We start from the raw sequence: 26242 nt of genomic DNA on the forward strand, positions 1-26242 counted from the left end.
ACTCAGCGACACTGGCTGGTGCAGTTCTGTACACAGATTTGCGCCAGCGAGCCACATCCGCCGCCGCTATCATTTTTGCACTGTGACTGCTGTACGTAGCAGTTTTGCTGACAGGCCGACAGATCGCATTTTGACGCGATCGGGGTAAACATAGCAGACGGCGATTTGGGCGACGGCTGCCAGCTGCTCTGCGCCATCGCGTTTACGCTGCACGCCATCATTAACGCAATTATCCACTTCATGATTAATCCTCCGCTCTGAAGCTTTAAGTATGCGCAAAATCTGGTCAGAATGCCGCATGAAACAAAAGATTCATGCACATAGAGTTGCACTATAAAAGTGCGAACGCACTGCAACAATCGTTTCATCATTATGTCTCTTTTATAAAAAACCATAGTTATCAACACGCTGTCTGTTGGCGCGCATCTGGTACAGAAGTTGCAGTATCCCCCTGTCTGAGCACAGGAGAGCATGATGAAAGTGATTGTTATTGGCGCCGGTATCGGCGGAATGAGTGCTGCTATCGCCCTGGAACGGGCGGGCTTTGAGACGGAAGTCTATGAGGCTGTTGCGGAGATGAAGCCGGTTGGCGCAGCCATTTCCGTCTGGCCTAACGGCGTGAAATGCCTGAATGCCCTCGGTCTGAAACAGCCGCTGCGCGCGCTGAGCGGCAATATGGCCTGGATGGCTTATCACGATGCGCGAAGCGGTGCCCCCCTGACCCGCTTCAGCCTGGATCCGCTGGTGCAGCGCACCGGTGAATATCCTGCGCCGGTATCACGCGCCGGGCTGCAGGCGATGCTGCTTGATACATATGACCGGACGCGCGTTCGTTTTGGCAGGCGCGTCACGCATGCTGAACAAACCTCGCAGGGCGTTACCGCTTTCTTTGCCGACGGCAGCGAAGCCACAGGCGACCTGCTGATCGCTGCGGACGGCACGCACTCTGTACTGCGCGAGGCTGTTCTGGGCGAGCGCGTGGCGCGTCGCTATGCGGGCTATGTAAACTGGAACGGGCTGATTAACGTGGACGAAGCGATAGCACCCGCCGATCAGTGGACCACTTTTGTCGGCGACGGCAAACGCGTGTCGCTGATGCCGGTTGCCGGCAACCGCTTCTACTTCTTCTTTGATGTGCCGCTACCTGCCGGCCTCGCTCAGGATCGCACCACGCTGCGCGCCGATCTCAGCGGCTATTTCGCCGGCTGGGCCGAACCGGTGCAGCGGCTGATAGCGCAGCTCGATCCGCTCACCACTAACCGGGTCGAAATACACGATACCGAACCCCTTACCCGCTTTGTGCGCGGACGCGTGGCGCTGCTGGGCGATGCAGCCCATAGCACCACCCCCGATATTGGTCAGGGCGGCTGCGCGGCAATGGAAGATGCCGTGGTGCTGGCACAAACGCTGGCGACACATTCGCTGGGGGTGGAAGATGCGCTGCTGCGCTATCAGGCGCGCCGGCTGGACCGTACCCGCGACCTGGTGCTGAAGGCACGCAAGCGCTGCGACGTGACGCACGGTAAAGAGCCCGCGCTGACGGCAGCCTGGTATGAAGAGCTAAAAACCGAAAACGGCGAGCGGGTGCTGGCTGGCATGTGCGACACAATCTGCGGTGGCCCGATGGGATAGCGCGCCACCGCTTCTGCCCTACTCTGCGCTTAATCCGCGATGGCGCAGCATCGGCTCTGGCGCTGGCGCTTTACCGCGCCAGCTCAGCCAGACGTGCTGCAGATCGCTGCTGTTTCCGCGTGACAAGACCAGATCCCGGAAGCGCTGCCCGTTCTCCCGCGTCAGGCCACCCTGTTCAGTGAACGCCTGATAACCATCGTCAGCCAGCATCTGCGTCCAGATATAGGCGTAGTAGCCTGCCGCATATCCTCCTCCCCAGATGTGACGAAAATAGCTGGAGCGATAGCGCGGCGGCACCGCTGCCAGCGCAATGTTTTCTGCCTGCAGCGCCTGCCGTTCAAAATGTTCCACATCCTGTGGCTTATCGTGCGCGGAGAGGGAGTGCCACTGCAGATCCAGCAGCGCCGCGGCCAGCAGTTCGGTCATGTCATAACCTTTATTAAAGGTAGCGGCCTGTACCATTTTTTCGCGCAGCGCAGCGGGCATCGGCTCCCCGGTTTCCCAGTGGCGCGCATAGCTGGCGAACACCGCCTTATGACTGGCCCAGTGTTCGTTAATCTGCGACGGAAACTCCACAAAATCGCGCGGCGTGGCCGTACCGGAGAGGCTGGCGTAGCGCTGGCTGGCAAACAGGCCGTGCAGCGCATGACCAAATTCGTGGAACAGCGTGATAACATCATCCCAGCTCAGCAGCGCCGGCTGGCCAGGCTGCGGTTTGGTATAGTTGCAGACGTTGTAGATCACCGGTTTCTGATCCAGCAGCGCAGACTGGTCAACAAAGTTGCCCATCCATGCCCCGCCGCTTTTATTATCACGAGCGAAAAAGTCGGTATAAAACAGCGCCAGCGGCGTCTCATCGGCGTCGAAAATCTCATAGACGCACACATCCGGATGATAGACCGGCAGATCGTGGCGCTGGCTGAACCGAATACCGTAAAGCTGCGTGGCGGCCCAGAACGCGCCGCGCTCCAGCACGCTATCCAGCGCGAACCAGGGGCGAATAGCGTCTTCATCAAAGTCATATTTCGCCTGGCGCACCTGCTCTGCGTAAAAATTCCAGTCCCAGGCGCGCAGGTCAAATCTCTGCTGCTGCTCAGCCATCAGCTGTTCTATTTCTGCGGCCTCGCGCCCGGCGCGCTGGCAGGCTGCCGGCACAATATTGCGCATAAAGTCCAGCGCGGCCTCCGGCGTTTTCGCCATCTGATCCTGCAGGTTCCACGCCGCATAGCTGCTATAGCCCAGCAGCGCCGCCTGCTCCGCCCGCAGCTGCGCCATACGCGAAACCAGCGGCCGCGTATCGTTAACATCGTTACGCTCACAGCGCTTCAGCGCCTGCTCAAACAGCGCTTCCCGCGTGGCGCGGATGGTTAACCGGCTCAGCGCTGGCTGCTGCGTGGTGTTTTGCAGCGGGATCAGCCACTGATTATCCAGACCACGTGCGGCCGCAGCGGCACGCGCCTGCTCCAGCGCTGCATCGTCGAGTCCCGCCAGCGCCTCCGGGCTGCTGACGGTATAAGCGGCTGACTGCGTCGCCGCCAGCAGACGGTTACCAAAGCGGGTGCTGAGGCCTGCCAGCTCCTGATTGATGTCGCGCAGCCGCTGTTTTTCATCATCACTCAGGCTGGCTCCGGCCAGCTGAAACGCCTGCCGGGTAACCTCCGTCAGCCGCACCGCCTCTGCGTCCGGGCAGGCGATGCTGCGCTGCTGCCAGACCGCCTCCAGCCGGGCGAAGAGCGCGCTATTGAGGTAGATCTCATCGTGCAGCGCCGCCAGGGCGGGCGTAATGATCTCTTCCACCTCCTGCAGGCGTGGCGACGTATTCGCTGCCGTCATGGCTGAAAAGACCTGCCACACCCGGCTCAGTAAGAGGCCGCTGCGCTCCAGCGCTTCAAACGTATTAGCAAAGTCCGGTGGCGCAGGGTTTGCGATAATCGCGGCGACTTCGCGGCGTTTCTCTTCGATGCCCGCTTCCAGCGCCGGCAGAAAATCGTCTTCGCTTATCTGATCGAACGGCGGCGCCTGATACGGCAGCGTGCTGGCGCTAAAAAAGGGATTGGCGGATCGGTTCATTATCGCTCCTGATGATCAGCAACGCCGCAATAGCCTGCGGCAGAGAGCCTTTATCCTGGCACGCCGGTGTGCGGGCAACAACCCGGCGTGCTGCCCGCCCTCTCTTTTTGCCACACCGGCTGGCCATTTACCCAGGTCTGCGCAATGTTGCGATCGTCACCCAGCGTCATCAGAACAAACAGCTGCTCGAAGATATCTTTACTGTTGCCATGACGCAGCTGCTGCAGCGGCGATACGGCCGGATCCAGCACCACAAAATCCGCCTCTTTGCCGGGCGTAAAGCTGCCAATTTTATCGTCGAGATCCAGCGCCTGCGCCCCGCCCAGCGTGGCGCGATAAAGCGCTTCGCAGGCGGTCAGCTTATAGTGCTGCAGCTGCCCGACTTTATACGCCTCGCCCAGCGTCTGCAGCAGGTTGAAGGTGGTACCAGCGCCAACGTCGGTGCCGATCCCCATGCGCACGTTCTCCTGCCAGCAGCGTTTGAGATCAAACAGCCCGCTGCCAAGAAACAGATTTGAAGTAGGGCAAAATGCGATGGCTGAACCGGTGTCGTGCAGGCACTGCCACTCATGGTCCTGCAGATGCAGGCAGTGGGCAAATACGCTGCGTGCGCCGGTGAGCTGATAGTGGTGATAGACATCGAGATAGCCGTTGCGCTCGGGAAAAAGCTCTCTGACCCACGCCACCTCCTGCGGATTTTCACTCAGGTGCGTGTGCAGCCAGGTATCGGGAAACTCTCTCCGCAGCTGACGCACCCGTTCCAGCAGCTGTGGCGAAGAGGTCGGCGCAAAGCGTGGCGTCAGCGCATAGCCAAGACGGCCGCGCCGGTGCCAGCGTTCTATCAGCGCCCGCGTCTGCTGATAGCTCGTTTCGGGGGTTTCAGTCAGGTAGTCCGGCGCGTTGCGGTCCATCATCACTTTACCGGCAATGAGCCGCATGCTGAGCCGCTCCGCCGCGCTGAAAAGTGCGTCAACCGACTGCGGATGCACCGTGCCAAACACCAGCGCGGTAGTGGTACCGTTAGCCAGCAGCTGCTGCAGGAAAAAATCGGACATCTTTGCCGCATGGGTTGCACAGTGATACTGCTGCTCAACCGGAAAGGTATAGTTATTCAGCCAGGTCAGCAGCTGTTCGCCAAACGCGCCCATCATTTCCGTCTGCGGATAGTGAATATGGGTATCGATAAACCCCGGCACAATCAGCTTGCCGCGCAGGTCCGTGACCCGCCGGCTATCCACCCGTGGCGCCGCGCTGCTCCAGCTCTCCAGGCTGACAATTTTTCCTGCACGCAGCGTGAGCAGACCATCAGCGAGATAGCGTGCGGCGTCACTCAGCGCCTCAGGCTGATCTACCGTGCGGGTAAAATCAAAAAAACTGGCGCGCAGCAGCGTCTCGTTGTCAGCATTCATAACTCATCCTCTCAGTAAGATAAAATGAGAGTGCAAAAGCCGTGCCAGCGCCTGGCTATTTATCTGCCAAATCATAGGGTTAGATTAAAATAAAAGCAACCGAATGCGCAAACGATTACGCGCTTCTGCGCCGGCGTTAAGATGCGCTGGCGACCGCTGGCTCTGCGCCGTGATGCGTCAGCGCGGTGCACGCCTGCACCCTGTTAACGCATGCTGGCGACAGAGAGTTTGCCAGCCGCTTTTTTTCAGCAGGCGAAGAATGATGGTGATATGGTTAAACGCGGACTACCTGAAAACAGTTAAGGAACAGTGAGATGATTATTTTTGTTACCGGTGCTACTGCGGGGTTTGGTGAAAGTATTACCCGTCGCTTCATTGCCACAGGCCATAAAGTGATCGCCAGCGGGCGGCGCGCCGAACGGCTGCAGGCGCTGAAGGATGAGCTGGGTGAAAACCTCTATACCGTTCAGCTCGATGTGCGTAATCGTGCCGTTATCGAGGAGGTCATCGCTGCGCTGCCGGCAGAGTGGCGCAACATTGATGTACTGGTCAACAACGCCGGCCTGGCGCTGGGCACTGAGCCAGCCCATAAAGCCAGCGTCGATGACTGGGAGAATATGATCGACACCAATACCAAAGGCCTGGTTTTCATGACCCGGGCGCTGCTGCCTGCCATGGTAGAGCGCAACGTCGGGCATATCGTCAATATCGGTTCCATTGCCGGCAGCTGGCCCTATGCGGGCGGCAACGTCTATGGCGCAACCAAAGCGTTTGTGCGCCAGTTCAGCCTGAATCTGCGTACCGATCTCCACGGCACCGCGCTGCGCGTGACCGATATCGAGCCGGGTCTGGTAGGCGGAACGGAATTTTCCAACGTGCGCTTTAAAGGCGATGACGATCGCGCCGGCGCGGTGTATGAAGGTACAACGGCGCTGACGGCAGAGGATGTCACCGAGGCCGTTTACTGGGTAACCACGCTGCCAGCGCACGTCAATATCAACACGCTGGAGATTATGCCGGTCAGCCAGACCACCGCCGGGCTGAAAGTGCATAAAGACGCATAACCGTGTGTGACAACGTCACCTGATAGCACCGGGTGACGCTGTTACGCTTTTCCCCAGCCGGTGACAATAATCAGCATTCCGCACAGCGCTATCAGCGCGCCCGCCCAGTCCCATGCGCTCAGCCGTACCCCATCTACCACGCGCAGCCAGATCAGCGCCGTAAATACATAGACGCCGCCATACGCCGCGTAAACCCGCCCGCTCGCCGCCGGATGCAGCGTGAGCAGCCAGACAAATAGCGCCAGACTCGCCGCAGCCGGCAACAGCAGCCAGGCGCTCATCCCTTTACGCAGCCAGAGCCAGGGCAAGAAACAGCCCGCAATCTCTGCGACAGCCGTAATGAAAAATAATAGTGCGGTCTTGATCAGCATAACCCTGCTCTCTGTTCCCTCAACGCACTGCACACCGCTGGTGAGCAGCAAAAGCAGGATGATATACTAGCCGCTGTTACGGCAACAGCCTCGCACGGCTGACCGGGTCTGACTAAAGGACAATATCATGAAAAACTATGCTTCCGTTCTGTTTACGGCGCTGCTGACGGCCAGCGTGCTGCTGAGCGCTCCCTTTGCCGCTGCCCGTACCGATCGCCTGATCGTGGAAGATGGCAATAGCGCGGCCAGCAATGAAGCCGCCCGCCAGAGTAAAGAGCAGTGGAACGATATGCGTAATCTGCGCAGCAAGATTAATACCCGGACAGAGAAAGAGTTCGACAAAGCGGACCGCGCGTTTGATACCCGCGACGCCTGCGACAAGAGCTATAACGTCAACGCTTACTGGGAAGAGAATACCCTGCGCTGCCTCGATCGCCGCACCGGTCGTCCGGTCGCGCCGTAACGCGGCGCTGCTGCTATAGTGTTCAGAGAGACAGTCAACAAGGAGTTTGCGATGAAAAAGGGTTCTCTGGTACTGCTGCTGGGTGTGATGACGCTGCCGCTGATGGCTCAGGCCTCCTGCGACAGCGTTCGCGCCGATATCAGTAAAAAAATTGTCAGTAATGGCGTGGCGGAGTCAGATTTTACGCTGGATATCGTGCCAAACGATCAGGCCGATCAGGCGGGCGGTCAGGTGGTCGGCCACTGTGAAAATGATACGCAAAAAATTGTTTATAAAAAGAATATGCGGGACGCAGAGGGCAGCGCCCCCGACAGCGCCGGCAGCTCTCAGGATATGTCAGCGCAGTAACCTGCAACCGGGGCAGCCGCCGCTGCCCCGCTTCTTCTCTTCTATTCCATCTCCGGTCGCTGACGCGGCATCAGCCAGGCGATCCACACCGTCAGCAGCGCGATCAGCAAGGCCACGATAAATACCCAGTGCAGCGATGCGGCAATCTGGGTCGTCCAGAGCTGCAGTTCTGCAACCGGCAGCGCCTCCCGGCTTTCCGGCGACATGATTTTTTGCATCGGATCCTCCGCCTGCGGCAGCCGCTGCGCCAGATTGATGTTTAAAACCGCCCCCATTAGTGCGGTGCCCAGCGCTGAACCAAGCATCCGGCTGAACATAATAGAGGCGGTACAGATACCGCGGATCTCATACTGCGCATGGTTCTGCACGGAAACCAGAAACGTGGTGCTGGTCATGCCCATGCCGGTGCCGATAACAAAGGCCGTAAAGCCCGCCTGCAGCACGGAACTTTCCGCGTGGAGCAGCAGCAGCAGCGCGCTGCCGGCGATCAGTAACAGTGCGCCAAGCTGAGCGGTGAAGCGATAAGAGGTCACGAGCATCAGGCGACCGCTGAGCGTACTGGCAATCGGCCAGCCAATTGACATCATCGCCAGCGCGCTGCCCGCCTGCAGCGGCGTACCGCCGGTGATCCCCTGGATCCAGGTGGGCAGAAACGCGCTGATGCCCATCATGGTGGCGCCGATAATCAGATTACCGGCGTTGCCTGCCACAATCAGACGGCTGCGCCACAGCGCAAGCGGGAAAAGCGGTGCCGCCGTCTGCTGTTCGTGCCGTTTGAGACGCCAGCCTGCCACGCCTGCCAGCAGCAGAAACGGCAGCAGCCAGTAGCCGAGCGCTTCCGCCTGCAGCAGCGCCACCAGCAGCGCAGTGACGCTGATCATCAGCCAGCAGCTGCCGGTAATATTCAGCGCACCCGCTGCGGAGACCGGGCGGGCGGGCAGGAAACGCGCCAGCAGCAGCATAGAGATCAGCCCTATCGGCACGTTGACCCAAAAGATCACCGCCCAGCTAAAGTGCTGCACCAGCCACGCACCGCTAAGCGGTCCGATAATTGCCGCCACGCCCCAGACGCTGGAGAGCCAGCCCTGAACGGTGGCGCGTTCACGCGGGGAGTAGATATCCGCCACAATGGTAGTGGTCAGCGGCATAATGGCACCCGCTCCCAGCCCCTGAAAGGCGCGAAACAGAATGAGCCATGTCATGGTATGAGCAAAGCCGCACAGCACTGAGCCAAACAAAAACAGCGATACCCCGACAAAAAGAGCCGCTTACGTCCCCATATATCGGCTAAACGGCCATAAAGCGGCACGCTCACCGCCTGCGTCAGGAGATAAATAGAAAATACCCAGCCAAACTGCGCGAAGCCGCCCAGATCGGCAATGATCGTAGGCATCGCCGTCGCCACAATCGTCACCTCAATTGCGGCCATAAACATAGCCAGCATACAGGCAAACAAAATCCATGGACGATGGCTGCGCAAAACTTCAGCGTGCTCTGACATAACGCTCCTTATCCCGTTTTACTCTCTCTTATCCCGCCACACAGCCCGTGCTTATGTGACAGGGTAACCTTTTTCGATGAGTTTTTTTTATTGTCATACCATCCCGCACCCGGTGCGGGCTGCAGGCGGTTTTGACCCCTCACTGTCAGCTGTTTTTTGCGTTAAATGCTGGCGTTGCCGATCAGAGATTGCTATAGACTTTTAGCCGTCAGGTTAATTATCTGTGAATTTATGCCGAATTAACGCAGGCAACCCGCACCTTAACCATAAAATTTTGCTATCGAACGCGGCCTCTTATCCTGCCGCTCAGCAGAGCAATCATAGCTGATAGTTCTGTTTATTCAGGGAGAAAACGGTTATGCCTCACGCATCGCTGATCCGGCGCACCGGATTGGCTCTTCTCACTCTTACGCTACTCGTTGCGCTTCTGATCTGGGGCATTGGTCCGGATACGCTGCGCGCCCGCCAGACCGATCTGATCTATCTTGGCCAGCAGCATCTCTGGCTGGTTTTCTGGTCCATGCTCTGCGCCCTGCTGGTGGGGATCCCTGCCGGGATTGTGCTGAGCCGTCCTTTTGCGCGACGTCAGGCTGAATATGTTATGCAGATCTTCAACGTCGGCAATACCCTCCCGCCTCTGGCCGTGCTGGCGCTGGCTATGGTCGTGGTGGGCATCGGTGAGCGACCGGCGCTGATTGCGCTGTTTCTTGCTTCGCTGCTGCCCATTGTGCGCAATACCTATGCCGGCCTGTGCGCGGTTCCACCTGCGCTGACCGAGGCGGCTAAAGGCATTGGCATGACCCGCCTGCAGCGGCTGCGCCAGGTTGAGCTGCCGGACGCGCTGCCGGTGATATTAGCCGGCGTGCGCATCGCCACCGCAATTAACGTCGGCACCGCGCCGCTGGCCTTTTTGATAGGCGCCAGCAGCTATGGCGAGCTGATTTTCCCCGGGATCTATCTGAACGATTTCCCGACGCTGATTCTGGGTGCGGCCGCTACCGCGCTGATTGCCCTGATCCTGGACATGCTGCTGGCCGCGCTGGGCCGCATTCTTTCGCCACACGCTGCAACTTAACTCATGGAGCACGTTTTGATGACCCCCACCAGGCTGTTTTTCAACCGGCTGCGCGGCGCTGTGCTGGCCCTGAGCGCTGCGCTACTGCTTAATCAGTCAGCGCTGGCGGCTGCGCCTATTACGCTCTCAACCAAAAGCTTTACTGAACAGCATATTTTGTCTGCCCTGTCCGTTTTATGGCTGCAGAAAAACGGGTTTACGATCGTCCCTAAGACCAATATTGCAACCACCATCAGCCGTAATGCCATGATCAACAAACAGATCGATATGACATGGGAATATACCGGCACCTCGCTCATTATTTTTAACCACATCAGTAAGCCTATGTCTCCTGAACAGGCGTGGGAAACAGTAAAAAAGCTGGATGCGAAACTGGGCCTGGTCTGGCTTGAACCGGCACCGATGAACAACACTTACGCTTTCGCCATGCAGCGACGTCGCGCAGAGCAGGAGGGTATCACCACCCTGTCGCAGCTGGTCAGCAAAATGGAGCAGGTGCGCGCCAGCGATCCGGAGCATAACTGGCGGCTGGGACTCGACCTGGAGTTTGCTGGTCGCTCCGATGGCCTGAAGCCGCTGCAAAAAGTTTATCAACTGCCGCTTGATCGCCCGCAAATCCGTCAGATGGATCCCGGCCTGGTCTACAACGCGGTCCGTGACGGGTTTGTGGACGCCGGCCTGATTTATACCACTGATGGCCGTGTCAAAGGCTTTGACCTGCTGGTATTGAAAGATGATAAGCACTTCTTCCCCAGTTACAACGTCACGCCAGTGGTACGTAAAGAGGTGCTCGCTGCACATCCGGGCCTGGAGAAAGCGCTGAATCAGCTGTCAGCATTGATTACTGATGACGCTATTTCAGAAATGAACAAGCGGGTGGATATCGATCATCAGTCACCCGCTCAGGTTGCACGCGATTTCCTCCAGACCCGCAACATGCTGTAAGGAGACACCATGGATACCCTCTATTACATCACTGATAACTGGCAGATGCTGCTCGGCCTGACCTGGCAGCACACCTGGCTGGTGCTGGTGGCGGTTGGTTTTGCCATCCTGGCTGGCGTACCGCTGGGCATTTTAATTGTCCGCTTTAAGTGGCTGGCGACACCGGTGCTGGGCGTCGCCACTATTGTACTGACCATTCCGACTATTGCGCTGTTCGGGCTGATGATCCCGTTGTTTTCGCAAATCGGCCAGGGCATCGGCGCCCTGCCCGCCATCACGGCAGTGTTTCTCTATTCGCTACTGCCTATTGTGCGGAACACCCATACGGCGCTGGAAAACCTGCCCTCCGGACTGCGCGAAGCGGGACGCGGCATCGGTATGACGTTCTGGCAGCGGCTGCGCTGGGTAGAGATCCCGATGGCGCTGCCGGTGATTTTCGGCGGCATCCGCACGGCGGTGGTGATGAACGTCGGCGTTATGGCGATCGCCGCCGTTATCGGTGCAGGCGGTCTCGGACTGCAGCTGCTGGATGGCATCGGCGGTAGCGATGTACGCATGCTTATTGCCGGCGCGCTGATGATATGTCTGCTGGCTATCTTTCTTGACTGGCTGCTGCACCGGCTGCAGCTGGCACTGACCCCGAGGGGGATTCGCTAATGATTAAACTGGAAAACCTGACGAAAACCTTTACCCAGAAGAGCGGCGCAGCTTCAATGCGGTTGATAACGTCAGCCTGGAGGTACCGGCAGGCGAAATGTGCGTGCTGCTCGGCCCTTCCGGCTGCGGCAAAACCACCACGCTGAAGATGATTAACCGGCTGATACCGGCCAGCGGCGGCCGGATTTATATCAACGGAGAGGATACCAGCGGCCAGGATACGGTAACGCTGCGCCGCAATATCGGCTATGTGATCCAGCAGATTGGCCTGTTTCCGAACATGACGATTGAGGAGAATATTACGGTGGTGCCGCGTATGCTGGGCTGGGATAAAAAGCGCTGCCGCGAACGGGCTACGGAGCTGATGAGCATGGTGGCGCTGGACCCGACTAAATTTTTGCATCGCTATCCGCGTGAAATGTCCGGTGGTCAGCAGCAGCGTATTGGCGTTATCCGCGCCCTGGCCGCCGATCCACCGGTATTGCTGATGGATGAGCCGTTTGGCGCCGTCGATCCGATAAACCGCGAAGTAATCCAGAACGAGTTTCTGGAGATGCAGCGACAGCTGAAAAAAACGGTCATGCTGGTCAGCCACGATATTGATGAAGCGCTGAAGCTCGGCGATCGCATTGCGGTGTTTGGTCAGGGAAAAATTGTGCAGTGCGCCAGCCCGGATGAGCTGCTGGCAAAACCTGCTAATGACTTTGTCGGATCCTTCGTTGGTCAGGATCGCACCCTTAAGCGCCTGCTGCTGGTACAGGCGGGCGACGTCACTGACCAGCAGCCCACCATTACCGTACGCCGCAGCACGCCGCTTACAGAGGCCTTTGCCACCATGGATGACAACGATATGCGTTCCGTTACGGTTGTCGATGAGGATGGCAGGCCGCTCGGATTTGTGAAGCGGCGCGAAGCGCGCGGCGCTGCCGGCCAGTGCGGAGAGCTGCTGCACCACTTTCGCGTCACCGGTAAAGCTGAAGAGAACCTGCGCGTGGTGCTGTCAAAGCTGTATGAGCACAATACCGTCTGGATGCCGATTGTCGATGAAGATGGGCGCTACAGCGGCGAAATTTCGCAGGATTACATTGCGGATTATCTCAGTTCTGGCCGGACCCGCCGCCGTCTGAACCCCTGAACGCTGCGTGCGCCGGAAGCGGCGCACGCGTGGCTCGTTAATCGTGTTCTGACAGGCTGACAGCTGCGGGTCAGCCAGCTGCGGGTTGTGCCCTGGTAAAGGAAAACGCCGGCCCGGTTAACGCCTCCGGATCGATATAGCGCGTGAGATCGCGCTGCTCAGCGCGCGGCAGATAAGGCAGCTCTCCCAGCAGCGGCGCGGCAAGCCGGTCGCGCAGCACGCTGACAATCTCCGCATAGTGAGCCAGGCCCGGATTGATGCGGTTTGCGACCCAGCCTGCCAGCGTCAGGCCATCGTGCGCAATCGCCTCCGCTGTCAGCAGCGCATGATTAATACACCCCGTTTTTATCCCCACGACCAGCACGACCGGCAGCTGCTGCTGTACCCAGCTGGCGAGCGGCTGCCGATCGTTTATCAGGCTGCGCCAGCCGCCTGTGCCCTCCACGATCACATATCCCGCCTGCGCCTGCAGATCGGCCAGATGACGATCCAGCAGCGCGTAATCGATATGCTGCCGTGCCCCCGGTCCGGACGCATCATCGGTCAGAATAACCGGATTAACCGCCGGATAGCTGAGCGTCAGCCCTGACGCCTGCTGCAGCAGTTCTGCATCGCGGTTGCGTAATCCTTCCGGCGTGACGCGCGCCTCTTTTGCCACAGGTTTAAAACCTGCGGCGCAGATGTTTGCCTGTGCCAGCAATTGCAGCAGCGCACATGCAACCACTGTTTTTCCTGCTCCGGTATCGGTACCTGTGACAAATAGCGTTTTCACCTGTTCCACTCCTTCCAGTAAGCAGCATGGATAGCCTGCGAAGAAGGCAGTGTAGGTAATTGACGCCGCCGGATGCTTGCGTTAGCGCAAACTTAAGGTGGGCTGTAGTTATCCCTGCAGCAGTTTAATCAGCAGATGACCGTTATAGAGGGCATCTTTGATCAGCGCTGCCGCCCCCAGCGTACCGGGATCGCTCATTAACGCAGGCACCAGCTCCAGATCGCGGCTGTAAGCGGGCAGCGCCTGCTGCCGGATAGTGCTGTTTATGGCGGGGAAAAGTACGTCTGCCGCCTGATTGAGTGGCGAACCGATAAGAATTTTTTGCGGGTTGAAAATATTCACCATCATCGCCAGCATACGCCCGACGTGATGCCCCACGCCGGCAATCGCATCGTGCGCCAGCCGGTCACCCTGCTGCGCAGCGCGGCAGAGGTTTTCCAGCGTCAGCGGCTGCTGATGCAGCGGGCTGTCAGGCTGTAGCGCCAGCCGCTGCTGCGCCAGCTGCAGCAGACTGGAAGTGCTGGCCACGGTCTCCAGGCAGCCGTGATTACCGCAATAGCACTGCTGGCCCCAGGGATCGATCTGGGTATGCCCTATCTCCACCAGCGCACGGCCGCTTTTATGCAGCAGCTGACCGCCACTGATGACCCCTGCGCCTACGGTCTCATCAATAACAATCTGAATAACATCCTGCGCGCCGCGCGATGCGCCAGACTGCGCCTCTGCCAGCGTCCACGCTGAGATGTCATGCTGCACAAACACCGGCAGGCCGGAACGCTGCGCCAGCGTTTCGCCCAGCGGCATATCCTCTACATCATAGCCCGGCATGCGATGAACCACGCCGGAGGCGGCGTTGATAAGCCCCGGGGTGGTGATAGCGATAGCTGTCAGACGCTCCAGCCGCTGCTGATGCCGGATAAAGAACGCATCCACCAGCGTCTGCAGCGTCTGCAGCAGCGGCACGTCAGACGTCACGGGCAGCGGCAGGCGATCCTCTTCCAGTGCGCGGCTGCTTAAATCGCGCAGCGTCAGCGTGATTGCGCCGGGCTGAATACGTATCGCCAGATAGTGCCACGCCAGGGTATCGAGCACGAGACCAATCGCCGGACGACCGCGGCTGCCCGGCTCCTGAAACTCCGTTTCCTGCACCAGATGCGCATCCAGCATTTCGCGTACAATTTTAGTAATGCTGGCGGGTGCCAGCTGCGCCCGCCTGGAGAGTTCAATACGTGATATCGGCCCATGCTGGTCAATCAGACGGTAGACTACGCCTGCGTTAGTCTGTTTGATGTGGTCAATATGACCAGGCTGACTCTCCCGATTCACACCCTGCTCCCGGATATTTTCGCGCTTCTAAATAAACATTCGCTATGGTGAGGCACTTTGCCGGAGAGCGTTAACTATTTGGCTGGAAATGTGACTGGTCGCACAGATTGTTCGGCTCCGTCTGCCCTGATTGCGTCAGATTTCAGCGTTTTCCAGCATCAGCGCCTGCATGTTGCGCATCTGGGCGGTGGGTTCCCGCAGCGCTGACCAGACCAGCCACACTTCCGAGCGCGCATCGCTCTCCTCCAGCGGGATCCAGATCAGATCGGCGAGCCGCGCCCGGGCAAACGCAGCGGGCAATACCGAGATCCCCAGCCCGGTCGCTACCAGTCCCAGAATCGTCATCGCCTCACCCGCCTCCTGCGTGATAACCGGGCTGACGTGATAGCGATGCAGCAGGGCCAGAATGTCACCGTAGAGCGCAGTACCGCTCTGCGCGTCAAAGAAGATAAACGGCTCCCCGGTCAGGCGCGAACGGAAAGGCTGCGGTGCTGCGCCAGCGGATGATCGCGGTGCATCACCGCATATAACGGCTCCCGCAGCAGCAGCTGGTAATGCAGATCTGCCGGCAGCGGCGTATTGCGCATCACACCCAGATCGAGCTGGCCATCAAGCAGCGGCGTCAGCTGCTGGCGGGTGTTGTGCTCCTGCATATGAATATGCACTTCCGGCCAGCGCTGACGAAAACGAAACAGCGCATCGGAAACCAGTCCGGTAAACGGGGCTGATGAGGTGAAACCGATGCGCAGTTCGCCCTGCTGCCCCTGATGAATGCGTGCCGCCCGGTCAGCGCTCTGGTTTACCTGCAGCAGAATAGCGCGCGCATCCTGCAGAAAAGCGGCACCGGCCGGCGTCAGCTGTACACTGCGATTGGTGCGCACCAGCAGTCGGGCCTGAATGCTCTGCTCCAGCTGCTGGATCTGCTGGCTGAGCGGCGGCTGAGAAATATTAAGGCGCCGCGCCGCGCGGCCAAAATGCAGCTCCTCAGCGACAGCAATGAAATAGCGCAGGTGACGCAGCTCGATAGCCATATTTTTAACATATCAGTTGAGAGGATTAATATATTGTACATCTCATTAACGCCTTTCTACAGTAAATCACTCTCTCTCAATAAGGATATCCTGTGAGCCGTCTTACCTCGCTGATATGGCGTAACCCTATCGACGTCACTGCTGACGCCACCCCGTCCCGCATCGGGCGCGACTCACCGCAGTTCCTGCCGGTGACGCTGGCGCTGTTTTCTGCCGGCCTTGCCACTTTTGCTCTGCTCTACTGCGTCCAGCCTATTCTGCCGGTGCTGTCGCAGCAGTTTGGCATTACGCCGGCGCAAAGCAGCATCTCGCTCTCGCTCTCTACCGGATTGATGGCGCTGGGGCTGCTGTTTACCGGTCCGCTTTCAGACGCTATTGGCCGTAAGCCGGTGATGGTAACGGCGCTGATGCTGGGGGCGCTGTGTACGCTGCTGTCGGCGATGATGCAGAGCTGGCACGCCATTCTGCTGATGCGTGCGCTGATCGGCCTGTCGCTCAGCGGCGTGGCCGCCGTTGGCATGACCTATCTGAGCGAAGAGATGCATCCCCGGGTGGTGGCTTTTTCGATGGGACTCTATATCAGCGGTAACTCCATTGGCGGCATGAGCGGCCGTCTGCTCACCGGGGTGATCACCGATCTCTTTTCCTGGCGAATCGCCATTGGCGTCACCGGCTGCTGCTCGCTGGCGGCGGCGCTGATGTTCTGGAAAATCCTGCCCGCATCGCGTCACTTCCGCCCCGCCTCGCTCCGCCCGCGCCATCTGCTGATCAACTTCCGCCTGCACTGGCGCGACGGCGGGCTGCCGCTGCTGTTTGCCGAAGCCTTTCTGCTGATGGGCGCGTTTGTCACCCTGTTTAACTATATTGGTTACCGGCTGATGAGTGCGCCGTGGACTCTCAGCCAGGCGGTAGTAGGATTACTGTCGCTGGTCTATCTCACCGGCTCATGGAGTTCGCCAAAAGCAGGAGCCCTGACCGGCCGCTTTGGGCGCGCGCCGGTGATGCTGAGCGCTATCGCTATTATGCTGGCCGGACTGCTGCTGACGCTGGCACCCACCCTGTGGCTGATCGTTCCCGGCATGCTGCTCTTTACCGCCGGTTTTTTTGCCGCTCACGCCGTTGCCAGCGGTTGGGTGGGAACCCGCGCCCGGCGCGCCCGAGGCCAGGCCTCTTCACTCTATCTGTTCAGCTACTATGCCGGATCCAGCCTGGCCGGTACGGCGGGCGGCCTGTTCTGGCATAGTTACGGCTGGCCGGGCGTCACGTTATTTATTACGCTGCTGCTGCTGCTGGCACTGCTCACCGGTTTTCTGCTGCTGCGCCGCCGCCTCTGACCCGCGCTTATGGCCAGGCGGAGCGCCCCGGCTCCGCTTCTGCCACCTTTCTCCAGGTCCACCTGAAACAAAACTGCAATTCATCGTTATAATCTTTTCTATTCCAATAATAGTCAGACGTTTTTTTTTACAGCAATGAGGTGGTTAATGGCGCTTTTTTACTATGTTGATAAACATGCCGGGTATAACAATAATCATGTGGTGCACGCAAAAGGCTGCCCGTTCCTGCCTGCCGACCCTGCGCGGCGCTTTCTTGGCACTTTTTATGCGCCGAACGCGGCGATCCAGCAGGCGCGTAAATTCTATCCGGGCGCCATGGGCTGTGAGCACTGCTGCCCGGTGGGTGTAAAAAAAACCTGACCCCCTGCAATAGCGTGGCCCTGAAACATATGGTGTGACTCTGATAATTCTGGTCTGAAGTCACACTGTTATAAATAAGGGTTACGTCGCCACTCTGTCAGCCCTGAATTCCGCGCTTTTCCCCGCCAGCGGCTGATGCCGGTAATAAACAGAGGAATAAAAAAGCCTTAGCAGGTTTCCATCTGCCGGTTCATCAGCCACAATAGAGATAATTTGTGACGCAGATCACCTTTGAGGCGTCTCTGCTCCCGTTAACCTGCTGTCTGACTAATTTGAACTTCATGCAAACATCTACCGTTTCCCGTAAAACAGCCTGGCTACGCGTTGTCCTGCTGGCCATTGCGGCGTTTGTCTTTAATACCACTGAATTTGTGCCGGTCGGCCTGCTTTCTGATATTGCAGCAAGCTTTACGATGAAAACGGCAGATGTGGGGATCATGCTCACCATTTATGCCTGGGTGGTGGCGCTGCTGTCGCTGCCGCTGATGCTGCTGACGCGCAACGTTGAGCGGCGTCTGCTGCTGGCGGTGCTGTTTATTCTCTTTACCGGCAGCCACGTGCTCTCAGCGTTTGCCTGGGATTTCCGCTCTCTGGTGGTGTCCCGTGTCGGGATTGCGCTGTCACACGCCGTGTTCTGGTCGATTACTGCCTCGCTGGCTATTCGCGTGGCACCGGCAGGTAAAAAAACGCAGGCGCTGAGTATGCTTGCCACCGGAACCGCACTGGCAATGGTTCTGGGGGTGCCTATCGGGCGCGTAATCGGGCAGTATCTCGGCTGGCGCACCACGTTTGGCATGATTGGCCTCTCGGCGCTGGTGCTGATGATCCTGCTGGTGCGTGTGTTACCGCGGCTGCCCAGCGAGCATACCGGCTCACTCAGCAGCGTGCCGATGCTGTTCCGCCGTCCGGCGCTGGTGACGATGTATCTGCTGGTGACGCTGGTGGTCACGGCGCACTACACCGCTTATAGCTATATTGAACCCTTTATGCAGGTGGTAGCGAACGCGGATGCCAATTTTACCACCCTGCTGCTGCTGCTGTTCGGCTCTGCGGGCATTCTCGGCAGTATTCTGTTCAGTACGCTGGGTAACCGCTTCCCGTCTGCGATGTTAATCGCTGCTATTGCGCTGATCACGCTCTGTATGGGACTGCTGATTTTTGCAGCGGTGCGCCCGACCGCCATTATCACCCTCTGTATTATCTGGGGCATGGCGATGATGATGATCGGACTGGCGATGCAGGTTCGCGTGCTGTCACTGGCCCCGGATGCCACCGATGTGGCGATGTCGCTCTTCTCCGGTATTTATAATATCGGTATCGGAGCCGGCGCACTGCTCGGCAGCCAGGTCAGCCAGCATCTGCAGCTCTCAGACGTGGGTAACGTCGGGGCGCTGATAGGGCTTTTCTCGCTGTTCTGGTGCGTGGCGATTTTCCGCCGCTATCCGCAGTTACGCTCTAATGGCTGACTGACTGACCGGCAGCTGCAGGGATGCACGTTGCCGGATCCCGCTTTTTGTATTACGCCTCGCATCCTGTCCGTTTTGCCCTTTATAATCCCACTGACTCTCTCCGCAGGGACCGTTATGAACAGTAAACGAGTAACGCTGATTCTGTCGCGCGCCGTCAGCCACGTCATGCTTGAGGATATCCGGGCGATTGTGCCAGCCGCTGCGCTGAGCGTTTTTATCAATACCCTGGATGAAACCCGCTACGCCACGGTTGAGTGCCTGCAGAGCGAAGAGAACTGTGCGCTGCTCGCCTCCGCTATTGTGGTCTGGCGTCAGCTCGGGCAGATTCAGCACATTGACTACCATAAAGGCGATCGCCTGCGGCAGATCGCGGATGCCACGCAGTTTGAACTGTTCAGCATGATGAAAACGCAACGCGCGCTGCTCCGGCTCGCTTAATAAGGATTGCTATGAAGATTGGTTTGCTGTTTCCCATTGCCATTATTGTTGCCGGCGTAACGTTTCTGGCCTGGTTTATCGCCAGCGGTGCAGCGGTGCCGGGGTCGTAAAGCGGCACCGCTGCGGCGGCGGCAGCCGACGTCTGCGCCTTAACGGATATGCTTCTGGCTAAAGAGCAACGCCGCGCCGCTCAGCAGCGACATCGCCATCAGATAATAGCCCGGTGCCAGGCTACTTCCCGTCCAGCTAATCAGCAGCGTGCAAATCAGGGGCGCAAAGCCGCCAAAGAGGGTAACGGCGACGTTATAGCTGATCGCCATGCCGCTGGCGCGCGTGCCCATCGGAAAGAGATCGGCCATCACTGAAGGCACCACGGAGAAGTAGACCGACTTCAGCAGCGCCATCCAGCAGACCAGCAAAATCAGCGTCACCGGCGTGGTATGGTTCGCTAACAGCCGGAACGCCGGCCAGATGGTAACCATTAGCAGTATCAGCGATCCCCACATCAGCGGTGCGCGGCCAACGCGCTCCGCCCACAGGCCCATCAGCGGCGTCACCAGCGTCAGGATCACCCCGCCCAGCAGCGTAGCGGTAAAGGCCGCGCTGCCTGAAAGGTGCAGATTTTTGGTCGCCCAGGTCGGCACATAGTTCAGCATGTAGTTAACCGCCGTCGAGATCACCATCAGGCCAATCGCCAGCAGCATCAGCTGCTTCTGGCGCCCGAACAGGCGCTTCAGCGGCGCGGGCTCTGGCGGGCGGCCGGCAAAGCTTGCGGGCTCATGCACATGGCGGCGGATATAGAGACCCAGCGGACCAATCAGCAGCCCAAAGGCAAACGGAATGCGCCAGCCCCACGCCTGCATTTCACTTTCGCTCAGCAGCTGCGTCAGCCCCAGCCCAAACGCAGAGGCCATCAGCGTACTGGCTCCCTGGGTCGCGAACTGCCAGCTGGCAATAAAGGCTTTGCGCTCGGGATAGTGCTCCACCAGAAAGGCCGTCGAGCTGCCAAACTCGCCGCCAGCTGAAAATCCCTGAATTAGCCGCGCTACCAGAATCAGCAGCGGCGCCAGCAGCCCGATGTGCGCATAGCCCGGCATAAAAGTGATGATCGCCCCGCCCAGCATCATCAGATTGATTGAGAGCAGCAGCGCCCGCTTGCGTCCGTGGCGATCGGCGTAGTTACCCAGCACGATTGCCCCCAGCGGGCGGATCAGAAATGAGACGCCAAAACTGCCAAAGGTCAGCAGCAGCGAGACCGCCGGATCGCTGACCGGGAAAAACGCGTGGGCAATATAGCTGGCAAAAAATCCATATACCGCAATATCAAACCACTCCAGGGCGTTGCCGATGCAGGTGGCAAACAGCGTTTTATGCAGCGCAGGTTTACTCCCCGCGAGCGTGGCGGCCGGGTTCAGGCTGCTCATTGTGCACCTCCTGCTCTGGCACGATGCTGTGCAATAAGCGCGTCACCCCGCTCGCCCAGATCCCACAGCAGCGCGGTCATGATCTGCAGCCCTTCGCGCGCCACCGGCGTCAGCAGATGCTCATTGACGCCATGCTGCCCGCAGGCCGGATAGGAGTGCGGCACCCAGAGCGTCGGTAATCCCAGAATGTCCGCAAACACATCGTTCGGCAGCGATCCGCCCAGATTCGGCAGCAGCGCCGGAGGCTGCTCACACAGCGCCGTCATGGTATGCATGACCCACTCCACCAGCGGATCGGTCGGATCAAAACGCGTTGCCGGCGATCCGTGCAGCACCTCAACCTCAACGTCAGTAAAGCCTGCGGCGGCAAGGTGACCCGTAACGTGCTCGCCCAGCCGCTGCCAGTCGGTTCCCACCACGAAGCGCAGCTGGCATACCGCCGTGGCGCTGGCGGGGATAGCATTCATCGGGCGTGCCGGATTGCCGGTGATAAAGGTCAGCACTTCCAGCGTGTTCCAGCCATAAAGGCGTTCGGCAGGCGTCAGCCCCGGCTCCCCCCAGTTGCAGACAAGCGCAGGATCGCCCGGCATGCCGCCCACGCGGATGCTGCTCAGGATCGCACGCACCGCGGGCGTCAGAGAGTCAGGTTTCAGCGCGGCGACCTGCAGCTCACCGCGGGCGCTTATCAGTGCTGCGATCGCATGGGCCAGCCGGGTACCGGGGTTACTCAGCAGGCCGCCCCAGTTGCCGGAGTGACAGGCGTTGTCGCGCGCGTTGATGGTGAGACGAAAATTCACCGCGCCGCGTGAGCCGAGAAACAGGGTCGGACGGGGTGCGCTGACGCGCGGTCCGTCTGACGCGATAAAGAGATCCGCCTTCAGCAACGCAGCATGTTCCCGGCAGAGTTCCGCCAGGCCCGGCGAGCTAATCTCCTCACCCATTTCAAACAGCAGTTTGCAGTTAAAGCCGAGCCGGCCGCCCCGCGCGTGCCAGACCTGCTCCAGCGCCGCCAGATTTATGCAGTGCTGGCCTTTATTATCCGCGCTGCCGCGCGCATACCAGCGATCGCCCTCTGCCGTCAGCTGCCAGGGATCCAGATCGGCGCGCCAGTTTTCATCGTCACCAAAGACCACATCGCCGTGACCATAGCTCAGCAGCGTGGGCAGCGTCGCCGCTTCCATACGGATGGCAACCAGGAACGGCGGCTTATCCGCCAGCGGGTTGGCGATAAAGTGCAGCTCAAAACCGAGCGCGCTCAGCTGCGGGCCGATCTCCTCGCGCAGGTAATGCGCCAGCTGCGGCGCACGATCTGGTCGCTGACTCTCCGTGCGCAGCGCCACGCGTCTCGCCAGCAGCTGCTGAAACTCACCGCTGTCGAAGTAGCGCAGCGCGGCTGATATCGCCCGATCTCGTGTCATGTTTGCATCTCTGTTTGCGTTATTGTGCTGACATAGTTACGAAATCACTGCTTTGCCACAATTATCAATTTATCGAGTATGCTTTGCTTTTACAGCAAAGCTTCCCTGCCCGTTTCTGAGGCATGCACTATCATGAGGCACGTCGATGTTAAGCACTGAACTTCGCTATTTTCTGGTGGTTGCCCGGGAAGGATCGCTCAGCGCGGCCAGCGCGCAGCTCTACGTGGCCGTTTCCGCTATCAGTCGTCAGATACAGCGGCTGGAGACGCAGGTTGGCACGCCGCTGTTTCAGCGCCACGCGCGCGGGATGGTGCTGACGGAGGCGGGGGAAATCTTTGCGCATCACGTGCGAAAAACGCAGCTTGATATGGAGTATGCCCTGGCGGAAATCAACGGATTACGTGCGATGCGGCGCACGCTGATCCGCGTGGCCTGTACCGATGGTCTGGCGTTCAGCCTGCTGCCGGCGCTGATCGCCGCGTTTCGCGCTGACCACCCGGCCACGCTGTTTGAGGTACAGGTGGCAGACGCACAGGGTGTGGCAGAGCAGCTGCGTCAGGGCGCGTGCGATATTGCGCTGCAGTTCAGCCTGCGTGCTGAACAGGGAGTGGAGGTTATCGGCTCCTGGCCTGCGCCGGTGTTGCTCCTGATGCAGCAGCAGCACCCGCTGGCCGCAGCGTCCGCTATTACGCTGGCGCAGCTCAGCCACTATCCGCTGGCGCTGCCGCAGCAAAATACGACCGTACGCCAGCTGTTTGAACTGGCGAGCCACATGAGCGGCCAGCTGATTGAGCCGGTGTTAACCTGCGACAACTTCTCGGCGCTGTTTAACTTTCTGCTGCAGACGCCGCAGGCGGTGACAATCTGCAGCGCCTTTACCGTACGCGGCCAGACCGGACGGCATCAGCTCGCCCTGCGGAGCATTAATATCGAACAGCTCAGTCAGCGTACACTCCAGCTGCAGGCGCAGTCAGGGCGGCCCTGACGCTGTTCCTCGCGTTCCTGCAGCAGCAGCTGAGCGCAGAAGATCCAGCGCTTACTGCTTAATATCGACCGGATAGAAGTTGTGCTTGCCAAACGGATCAACCTGATAGCCGCTGACCGACTTGCGCACCGGTTCAAAAATAGTGGAGTGTGCGATCATGACCGCCGGCATCTGGTCATGCATCATCTGCTGCGCTTCCTGATAGAGCGCAACGCGCCGCTCGTGATCCTGCTCGGCGCGCGCGGCGGTGATGATTTTCTCAAACGGCTGATAGCACCACTTTGACGAGTTGGAGCCGCCATTCGCTGACGTGCAGCTGTAGAGCGGACCAAAAAAGTTATCCGGATCGCCGGTGGCGGTGGTCCAGCCCATCAGCGCCGCCTGATGCTCGCCGCCCTTGACCCGCTTAAGATATTCGCCCCACTCATAGCTGACGATGCTGGCTTTGATGCCCACCTGCGCCCAGTCCGCCTGAATCATCTCAGCCATCCGGCGCGCGTTGGGATTATAGGGGCGCTGCACTGGCATCGCCCAGAGCGCGATTTCGGTACCGGGTTTGATGCCCGCCTCCTGCAGCAGCGCTTTGGCCTGTTGCGGATCGTAGGCGTAATCTTTCAGCTGCCGATCCGCGCTCCAGACGCCCGGCGGCAGAATGTTTTTCGCTACCGTGCCGGTGCCTTTGAAGATTGCGTCGATAATCGCCTGTTTATTGATGGCCATTGCCAGCGCCTGGCGCACCTTCACATTATCCAGCGGCGCTTTGGTGGTGTTAAACGAGAGAAAACCGGTGTTCAGGCCCGACTTCTGCTCCAGCGTCAGATCGGGATTGTTGCGCATCTTATCGAGATCGGCCGGATTCGGGAACGGCATAACCTGGCACTCATTTTTCTCCAGCTTCGCCAGTCGCACCGAGGCGTCCGGCGTGATTGAAAATATCAGCCGATCCAGTTTTGCTTTGCCCTGCCAGTAAGCCGGGAACGCCTTATACAGAATGCGTGAATCTTTCTGATACTGCACCAGCTCAAACGGGCCGGTGCCAATCGGCTGCATATCAACCTTTTCCGGCGTGCCCGCCTTCAGCATTTTGTCCGCATACTCGGCGGAATGAATGGAGGCGAAATACCACGCCAGATCGGCGAGAAAAGGCGCTTCCGGGTGCGCCAGCGTGATACGCACGGTGTGATCATCTACGCGGTCAATGGCGGTGATGAGTTTTGCCAGCTCCAGGCTCTCAAAGTTCGCGTAGTTGCCGCCGGATACGGTGTGATAGGGATTTTTTGCATCCATCTGCCGCATAAAAGAAAAAATCACGTCGTCCGCATTGAAGTCGCGTCCCGGCGTGAAAAGTTTATTGCTGTGGAATTTTACGCCTTTGCGCAGATGGAAGGTGTAAACCCTGCCATCGGGGCTGATCTCCCAGCGTTCTGCCAGCGCAGGCTGTAAATCGGTCGTGCCGGGACGGAAGTCCACCAGCCGGTCAAACAGCGGTACGGCGCTGGCATCCACGCTGGTGCCGGAGGTATAAAGCTGCGGGTTAAAGTTTTCCGGGGAGCCTTCAGAACAGTAAACCAGCGTCTTCGCTGACACACCGCCCGCCACAGCCACGCCCAGCAGGCTTAGCGCCAGTTTGCTCATCATCATTTTCATACTGTTTCTCGCTTTTTATTGACTTATGTTGGTCTGCATCGCTATTTATTTCATTGATAACATGTTTTCACCGCCAGGCGTATCACCTGCGGACCCTTACTGATAAGGAATTGTGATGACAGACCAGCTTGCCCGGGAACTGACCCGGCGGTTTTATCGTTATCTGGCGGTCTCCAGCCAGAGTGATGCAAAGTCCACCACCCTGCCCAGTACGCCCTCTCAGCATGAGATGGCTGCGCTGCTGGCACAGGAGCTGCGAGACCTGGGGCTGCAGCAGGTCGAGATTGACCAGCACGCCACCGTAACCGCCGTTAAGCCCGGCAACACGCCTGGCGCACCCCGTATCGGTTTTATTACCCATATTGATACCGTGGACGTTGGCCTCTCGCCCGATATCCATCCGCAGACGCTGACCTTTACCGGCGACGACCTCTGTCTTAATGCTGAGCAGCAAATCTGGCTGCGCGTGGCGGAACATCCGGAGATCCTGCCTTACCGCGGTCAGGAGATTATTTTCAGCGACGGCACCAGCGTGCTGGGTGCCGATAACAAAGCTGCGGTAAGCGTGGTGATGACGCTCATGGCGAATCTGCAGGGCGCGCACGGCGATGTCGTGGTCGCGTTTGTGCCGGACGAAGAGATTGGGCTGCGCGGTGCCAAAGCGCTGGATCTTGAGCGGCGTTTTAACGTCGATTTCGCCTGGACCATCGACTGCTGTGAGCTGGGAGAGGTGGTCTATGAATGCTTCAACGGCGCCAGCGCTGAGCTGGTGTTTAGCGGCGTGCCGGCGCATCCGATGTCAGGGAAAGGGGTGCTGGTCAATCCGCTGCTGATGGCGCATGATTTTATCAGCTGTTTTGATCGCCAGGCGACGCCGGAACAGACCGAGGGCCGCGAAGGCTATATCTGGTTTAATGAGATGCAGGCGAACGCCAGCCAGGCGGTGCTGAAAGCCTCCATTCGTGATTTCGATCTGCAGGGTTTTGCCGCGAAGAAACAGCAGCTGGCAACGGTTGCCGAACAGATTGCCGCCCGCTATCCCACCGGCAAGGTGGCGCTGACGATAGGCGACGTTTACAGCAATATCAGCAATGCGATTGGTGAAGATCGCCGCGCCATCGATCTGCTGTTTGCCGCGCTGGCGCAGGCTGGCGTGACGCCGAAAGTGATCCCGATGCGCGGTGGCACCGATGGCTCTGCGCTGTCAGCGAAAGGTCTGCTGACGCCTAACTTTTTTACCGGCGCGCACAATTTTCATTCGCGCTTTGAGTTTCTGCCGATCCCCTCGTTTGTGAAGTCGTATCAGGTGGCGGAGGCGCTCTGCGCGCTGGCTGCCAGGCCAGCCTGACAGAGGGCAGGCGTTGCGCC

At 59.0% G+C, this 26242-nt stretch carries 21 protein-coding genes and 5 pseudogenes; 15 read left to right on the forward strand and 11 right to left on the reverse strand.

Annotated elements, in window-relative coordinates:
• Positions 1 to 2: 2 nt before the first annotated feature.
• Positions 3 to 242, reverse strand: coding sequence for a hypothetical protein (locus tag HA43_RS02605; RefSeq protein WP_039384375.1), 240 nt, complete (start codon positions 240 to 242; stop codon positions 3 to 5).
• A gap of 232 nt (positions 243 to 474) precedes the next feature.
• Between HA43_RS02605 and hpxO the strand changes: the two genes are divergently transcribed.
• Complete coding sequence (hpxO, locus tag HA43_RS02610) at positions 475 to 1632, forward strand: FAD-dependent urate hydroxylase HpxO (RefSeq protein ID WP_094110904.1); 1158 nt, start codon at positions 475 to 477, stop codon at positions 1630 to 1632.
• An 18-nt stretch (positions 1633 to 1650) separates the two neighbouring features.
• Here the strand turns inward: hpxO and dcp are convergent, their stop codons facing one another.
• Positions 1651 to 3702, reverse strand: coding sequence for a peptidyl-dipeptidase Dcp (dcp, locus tag HA43_RS02615; RefSeq protein WP_094110905.1), 2052 nt, complete (start codon positions 3700 to 3702; stop codon positions 1651 to 1653).
• Between the two features lie 50 nt (positions 3703 to 3752).
• The gene (gene guaD, locus HA43_RS02620) at positions 3753 to 5111 is read right to left on the reverse strand and encodes a guanine deaminase (protein ID WP_094110906.1); all 1359 of its coding nucleotides are present in this window, start codon (positions 5109 to 5111) and stop codon (positions 3753 to 3755) included.
• Between the two features lie 314 nt (positions 5112 to 5425).
• Here guaD and ydfG point away from each other — a divergent pair, with 314 nt between their 5' ends.
• The gene (gene ydfG, locus HA43_RS02625) at positions 5426 to 6175 is read left to right on the forward strand and encodes a bifunctional NADP-dependent 3-hydroxy acid dehydrogenase/3-hydroxypropionate dehydrogenase YdfG (RefSeq protein WP_039384381.1); all 750 of its coding nucleotides are present in this window, start codon (positions 5426 to 5428) and stop codon (positions 6173 to 6175) included.
• A gap of 41 nt (positions 6176 to 6216) precedes the next feature.
• On the opposite strand, the gene HA43_RS02630 is transcribed toward ydfG, so the two are convergent.
• The gene (locus HA43_RS02630; protein ID WP_039385939.1) at positions 6217 to 6543 is read right to left on the reverse strand and encodes a YnfA family protein; all 327 of its coding nucleotides are present in this window, start codon (positions 6541 to 6543) and stop codon (positions 6217 to 6219) included.
• 130 nt (positions 6544 to 6673) lie between these two features.
• On the opposite strand from HA43_RS02630, the gene HA43_RS02635 reads away from it, so the two are divergent.
• Entirely contained in the window at positions 6674 to 7009 is a 336-nt protein-coding gene (locus HA43_RS02635) for a DUF1283 family protein (RefSeq protein WP_094110907.1), read from the forward strand.
• A 51-nt stretch (positions 7010 to 7060) separates the two neighbouring features.
• A complete protein-coding gene (locus HA43_RS02640; RefSeq protein WP_039384385.1) occupies positions 7061 to 7357 on the forward strand; it encodes a DUF1161 domain-containing protein in 297 nt (98 codons plus the stop codon).
• Between the two features lie 41 nt (positions 7358 to 7398).
• Here the strand turns inward: HA43_RS02640 and HA43_RS02645 are convergent.
• Positions 7399 to 8858 (reverse strand): annotated as a pseudogene (locus tag HA43_RS02645) (MDR family MFS transporter).
• 358 nt (positions 8859 to 9216) lie between these two features.
• Between HA43_RS02645 and HA43_RS02650 the strand changes: the two are divergent.
• From HA43_RS02650 to osmV, 4 genes and pseudogenes are all read left to right on the forward strand, one after another.
• Positions 9217 to 9933 carry an ABC transporter permease gene (locus HA43_RS02650; RefSeq protein WP_071668829.1) on the forward strand — a complete coding sequence of 239 codons (717 nt, stop codon included), beginning with the start codon at positions 9217 to 9219 and terminating at the stop codon, positions 9931 to 9933.
• A gap of 18 nt (positions 9934 to 9951) precedes the next feature.
• On the forward strand, positions 9952 to 10878 hold the full coding sequence (locus HA43_RS02655) for a glycine betaine ABC transporter substrate-binding protein (protein WP_094110908.1): 927 nt from the start codon (positions 9952 to 9954) through the stop codon (positions 10876 to 10878).
• Between the two features lie 9 nt (positions 10879 to 10887).
• Complete coding sequence (gene osmW / locus HA43_RS02660; RefSeq protein ID WP_039384394.1) at positions 10888 to 11535, forward strand: osmoprotectant ABC transporter permease OsmW; 648 nt, start codon at positions 10888 to 10890, stop codon at positions 11533 to 11535.
• Positions 11535 to 12670, forward strand: a pseudogene (osmV, locus tag HA43_RS02665) (osmoprotectant ABC transporter ATP-binding protein OsmV). Before osmW ends, osmV begins: the two are co-directional and overlap by 1 nt.
• Positions 12671 to 12740: 70 nt before the next feature.
• Here osmV and bioD read toward each other — a convergent pair.
• The 3 genes and pseudogenes from bioD to HA43_RS02680 all read right to left on the reverse strand — a co-directional run bounded on the left by bioD (position 12741) and on the right by HA43_RS02680 (position 15799).
• Positions 12741 to 13442 (reverse strand): dethiobiotin synthase, encoded by a 702-nt coding sequence (gene bioD, locus HA43_RS02670; RefSeq protein ID WP_094110909.1) that lies wholly within the window; start codon positions 13440 to 13442, stop codon positions 12741 to 12743.
• 108 nt (positions 13443 to 13550) lie between these two features.
• Positions 13551 to 14768: a sugar metabolism global transcriptional regulator Mlc gene (gene mlc / locus HA43_RS02675; RefSeq protein ID WP_094110910.1), complete on the reverse strand. Its 1218-nt coding sequence runs from the start codon at positions 14766 to 14768 to the stop codon at positions 13551 to 13553.
• A 135-nt stretch (positions 14769 to 14903) separates the two neighbouring features.
• Positions 14904 to 15799: pseudogene (locus HA43_RS02680) on the reverse strand (LysR family transcriptional regulator).
• Between the two features lie 128 nt (positions 15800 to 15927).
• Between HA43_RS02680 and HA43_RS02685 the strand changes: the two are divergent.
• The 5 genes and pseudogenes from HA43_RS02685 (at position 15928) to HA43_RS18790 (ending at position 19510) form a co-directional block, all read left to right on the forward strand.
• A complete protein-coding gene (locus tag HA43_RS02685; RefSeq protein ID WP_223811754.1) occupies positions 15928 to 17133 on the forward strand; it encodes an MFS transporter in 1206 nt (401 codons plus the stop codon).
• Positions 17134 to 17280: 147 nt separating this feature from the next.
• Positions 17281 to 17531: pseudogene (locus tag HA43_RS02690) on the forward strand (hypothetical protein).
• Positions 17532 to 17774: 243 nt separating this feature from the next.
• On the forward strand, positions 17775 to 18959 hold the full coding sequence (locus HA43_RS02695) for a sugar transporter (protein ID WP_094110957.1): 1185 nt from the start codon (positions 17775 to 17777) through the stop codon (positions 18957 to 18959).
• A 117-nt stretch (positions 18960 to 19076) separates the two neighbouring features.
• Entirely contained in the window at positions 19077 to 19400 is a 324-nt protein-coding gene (locus tag HA43_RS02700) for a hypothetical protein (RefSeq protein WP_094110911.1), read from the forward strand.
• A gap of 11 nt (positions 19401 to 19411) precedes the next feature.
• Entirely contained in the window at positions 19412 to 19510 is a 99-nt protein-coding gene (locus tag HA43_RS18790; RefSeq protein WP_139239671.1) for a YoaK family small membrane protein, read from the forward strand.
• Between the two features lie 39 nt (positions 19511 to 19549).
• Here the strand turns inward: HA43_RS18790 and HA43_RS02705 are convergent, their stop codons facing one another.
• Positions 19550 to 20824, reverse strand: a complete 1275-nt coding sequence (locus HA43_RS02705) for an MFS transporter (protein ID WP_094110912.1) — start codon at positions 20822 to 20824, stop codon at positions 19550 to 19552.
• Positions 20821 to 22242, reverse strand: coding sequence for a M20 family metallopeptidase (locus HA43_RS02710; protein ID WP_094110913.1), 1422 nt, complete (start codon positions 22240 to 22242; stop codon positions 20821 to 20823). The genes HA43_RS02705 and HA43_RS02710 overlap by 4 nt, the downstream gene beginning before the upstream one ends.
• A gap of 145 nt (positions 22243 to 22387) precedes the next feature.
• On the opposite strand from HA43_RS02710, the pseudogene HA43_RS02715 reads away from it, so the two are divergent.
• Positions 22388 to 23289 (forward strand): annotated as a pseudogene (locus HA43_RS02715) (LysR family transcriptional regulator).
• Here the strand turns inward: HA43_RS02715 and HA43_RS02720 are convergent.
• A complete protein-coding gene (locus tag HA43_RS02720; RefSeq protein ID WP_280173555.1) occupies positions 23279 to 24865 on the reverse strand; it encodes an ABC transporter substrate-binding protein in 1587 nt (528 codons plus the stop codon). The pseudogene HA43_RS02715 and the gene HA43_RS02720 sit on opposite strands and share 11 nt — an antisense overlap.
• Before the next feature lie 124 nt (positions 24866 to 24989).
• Between HA43_RS02720 and pepT the strand changes: the two genes are divergently transcribed.
• Entirely contained in the window at positions 24990 to 26222 is a 1233-nt protein-coding gene (pepT, locus tag HA43_RS02725; RefSeq protein ID WP_094110915.1) for a peptidase T, read from the forward strand.
• Positions 26223 to 26242 lie beyond the last annotated feature (20 nt).

The organism is Pantoea eucrina (genome assembly GCF_002095385.1).
Lineage (GTDB): Bacteria > Pseudomonadota > Gammaproteobacteria > Enterobacterales > Enterobacteriaceae > Pantoea > Pantoea eucrina.

Excerpts from the sequence above, each read along its gene's own strand:
- HA43_RS02605 (WP_039384375.1), bottom strand. The coding sequence starts at position 242 with ATGAAGTGGATAATTGCGTTAATGATGGCGTGCAGCGTAAACGCGATG.
- hpxO (WP_094110904.1), top strand. The coding sequence starts at position 475 with ATGAAAGTGATTGTTATTGGCGCCGGTATCGGCGGAATGAGTGCTGCT.
- dcp (WP_094110905.1), bottom strand. The coding sequence starts at position 3,702 with ATGAACCGATCCGCCAATCCCTTTTTTAGCGCCAGCACGCTGCCGTAT.
- guaD (WP_094110906.1), bottom strand. The coding sequence starts at position 5,111 with ATGAATGCTGACAACGAGACGCTGCTGCGCGCCAGTTTTTTTGATTTT.
- ydfG (WP_039384381.1), top strand. The coding sequence starts at position 5,426 with ATGATTATTTTTGTTACCGGTGCTACTGCGGGGTTTGGTGAAAGTATT.
- HA43_RS02635 (WP_094110907.1), top strand. The coding sequence starts at position 6,674 with ATGAAAAACTATGCTTCCGTTCTGTTTACGGCGCTGCTGACGGCCAGC.
- HA43_RS02640 (WP_039384385.1), top strand. The coding sequence starts at position 7,061 with ATGAAAAAGGGTTCTCTGGTACTGCTGCTGGGTGTGATGACGCTGCCG.
- HA43_RS02650 (WP_071668829.1), top strand. The coding sequence starts at position 9,217 with ATGCCTCACGCATCGCTGATCCGGCGCACCGGATTGGCTCTTCTCACT.
- HA43_RS02655 (WP_094110908.1), top strand. The coding sequence starts at position 9,952 with ATGACCCCCACCAGGCTGTTTTTCAACCGGCTGCGCGGCGCTGTGCTG.
- osmW (WP_039384394.1), top strand. The coding sequence starts at position 10,888 with ATGGATACCCTCTATTACATCACTGATAACTGGCAGATGCTGCTCGGC.
- HA43_RS02695 (WP_094110957.1), top strand. The coding sequence starts at position 17,775 with ATGCAAACATCTACCGTTTCCCGTAAAACAGCCTGGCTACGCGTTGTC.
- HA43_RS02700 (WP_094110911.1), top strand. The coding sequence starts at position 19,077 with ATGAACAGTAAACGAGTAACGCTGATTCTGTCGCGCGCCGTCAGCCAC.
- HA43_RS18790 (WP_139239671.1), top strand. The coding sequence starts at position 19,412 with ATGAAGATTGGTTTGCTGTTTCCCATTGCCATTATTGTTGCCGGCGTA.
- HA43_RS02705 (WP_094110912.1), bottom strand. The coding sequence starts at position 20,824 with ATGAGCAGCCTGAACCCGGCCGCCACGCTCGCGGGGAGTAAACCTGCG.
- HA43_RS02710 (WP_094110913.1), bottom strand. The coding sequence starts at position 22,242 with ATGACACGAGATCGGGCGATATCAGCCGCGCTGCGCTACTTCGACAGC.
- HA43_RS02720 (WP_280173555.1), bottom strand. The coding sequence starts at position 24,865 with ATGATGAGCAAACTGGCGCTAAGCCTGCTGGGCGTGGCTGTGGCGGGC.
- pepT (WP_094110915.1), top strand. The coding sequence starts at position 24,990 with ATGACAGACCAGCTTGCCCGGGAACTGACCCGGCGGTTTTATCGTTAT.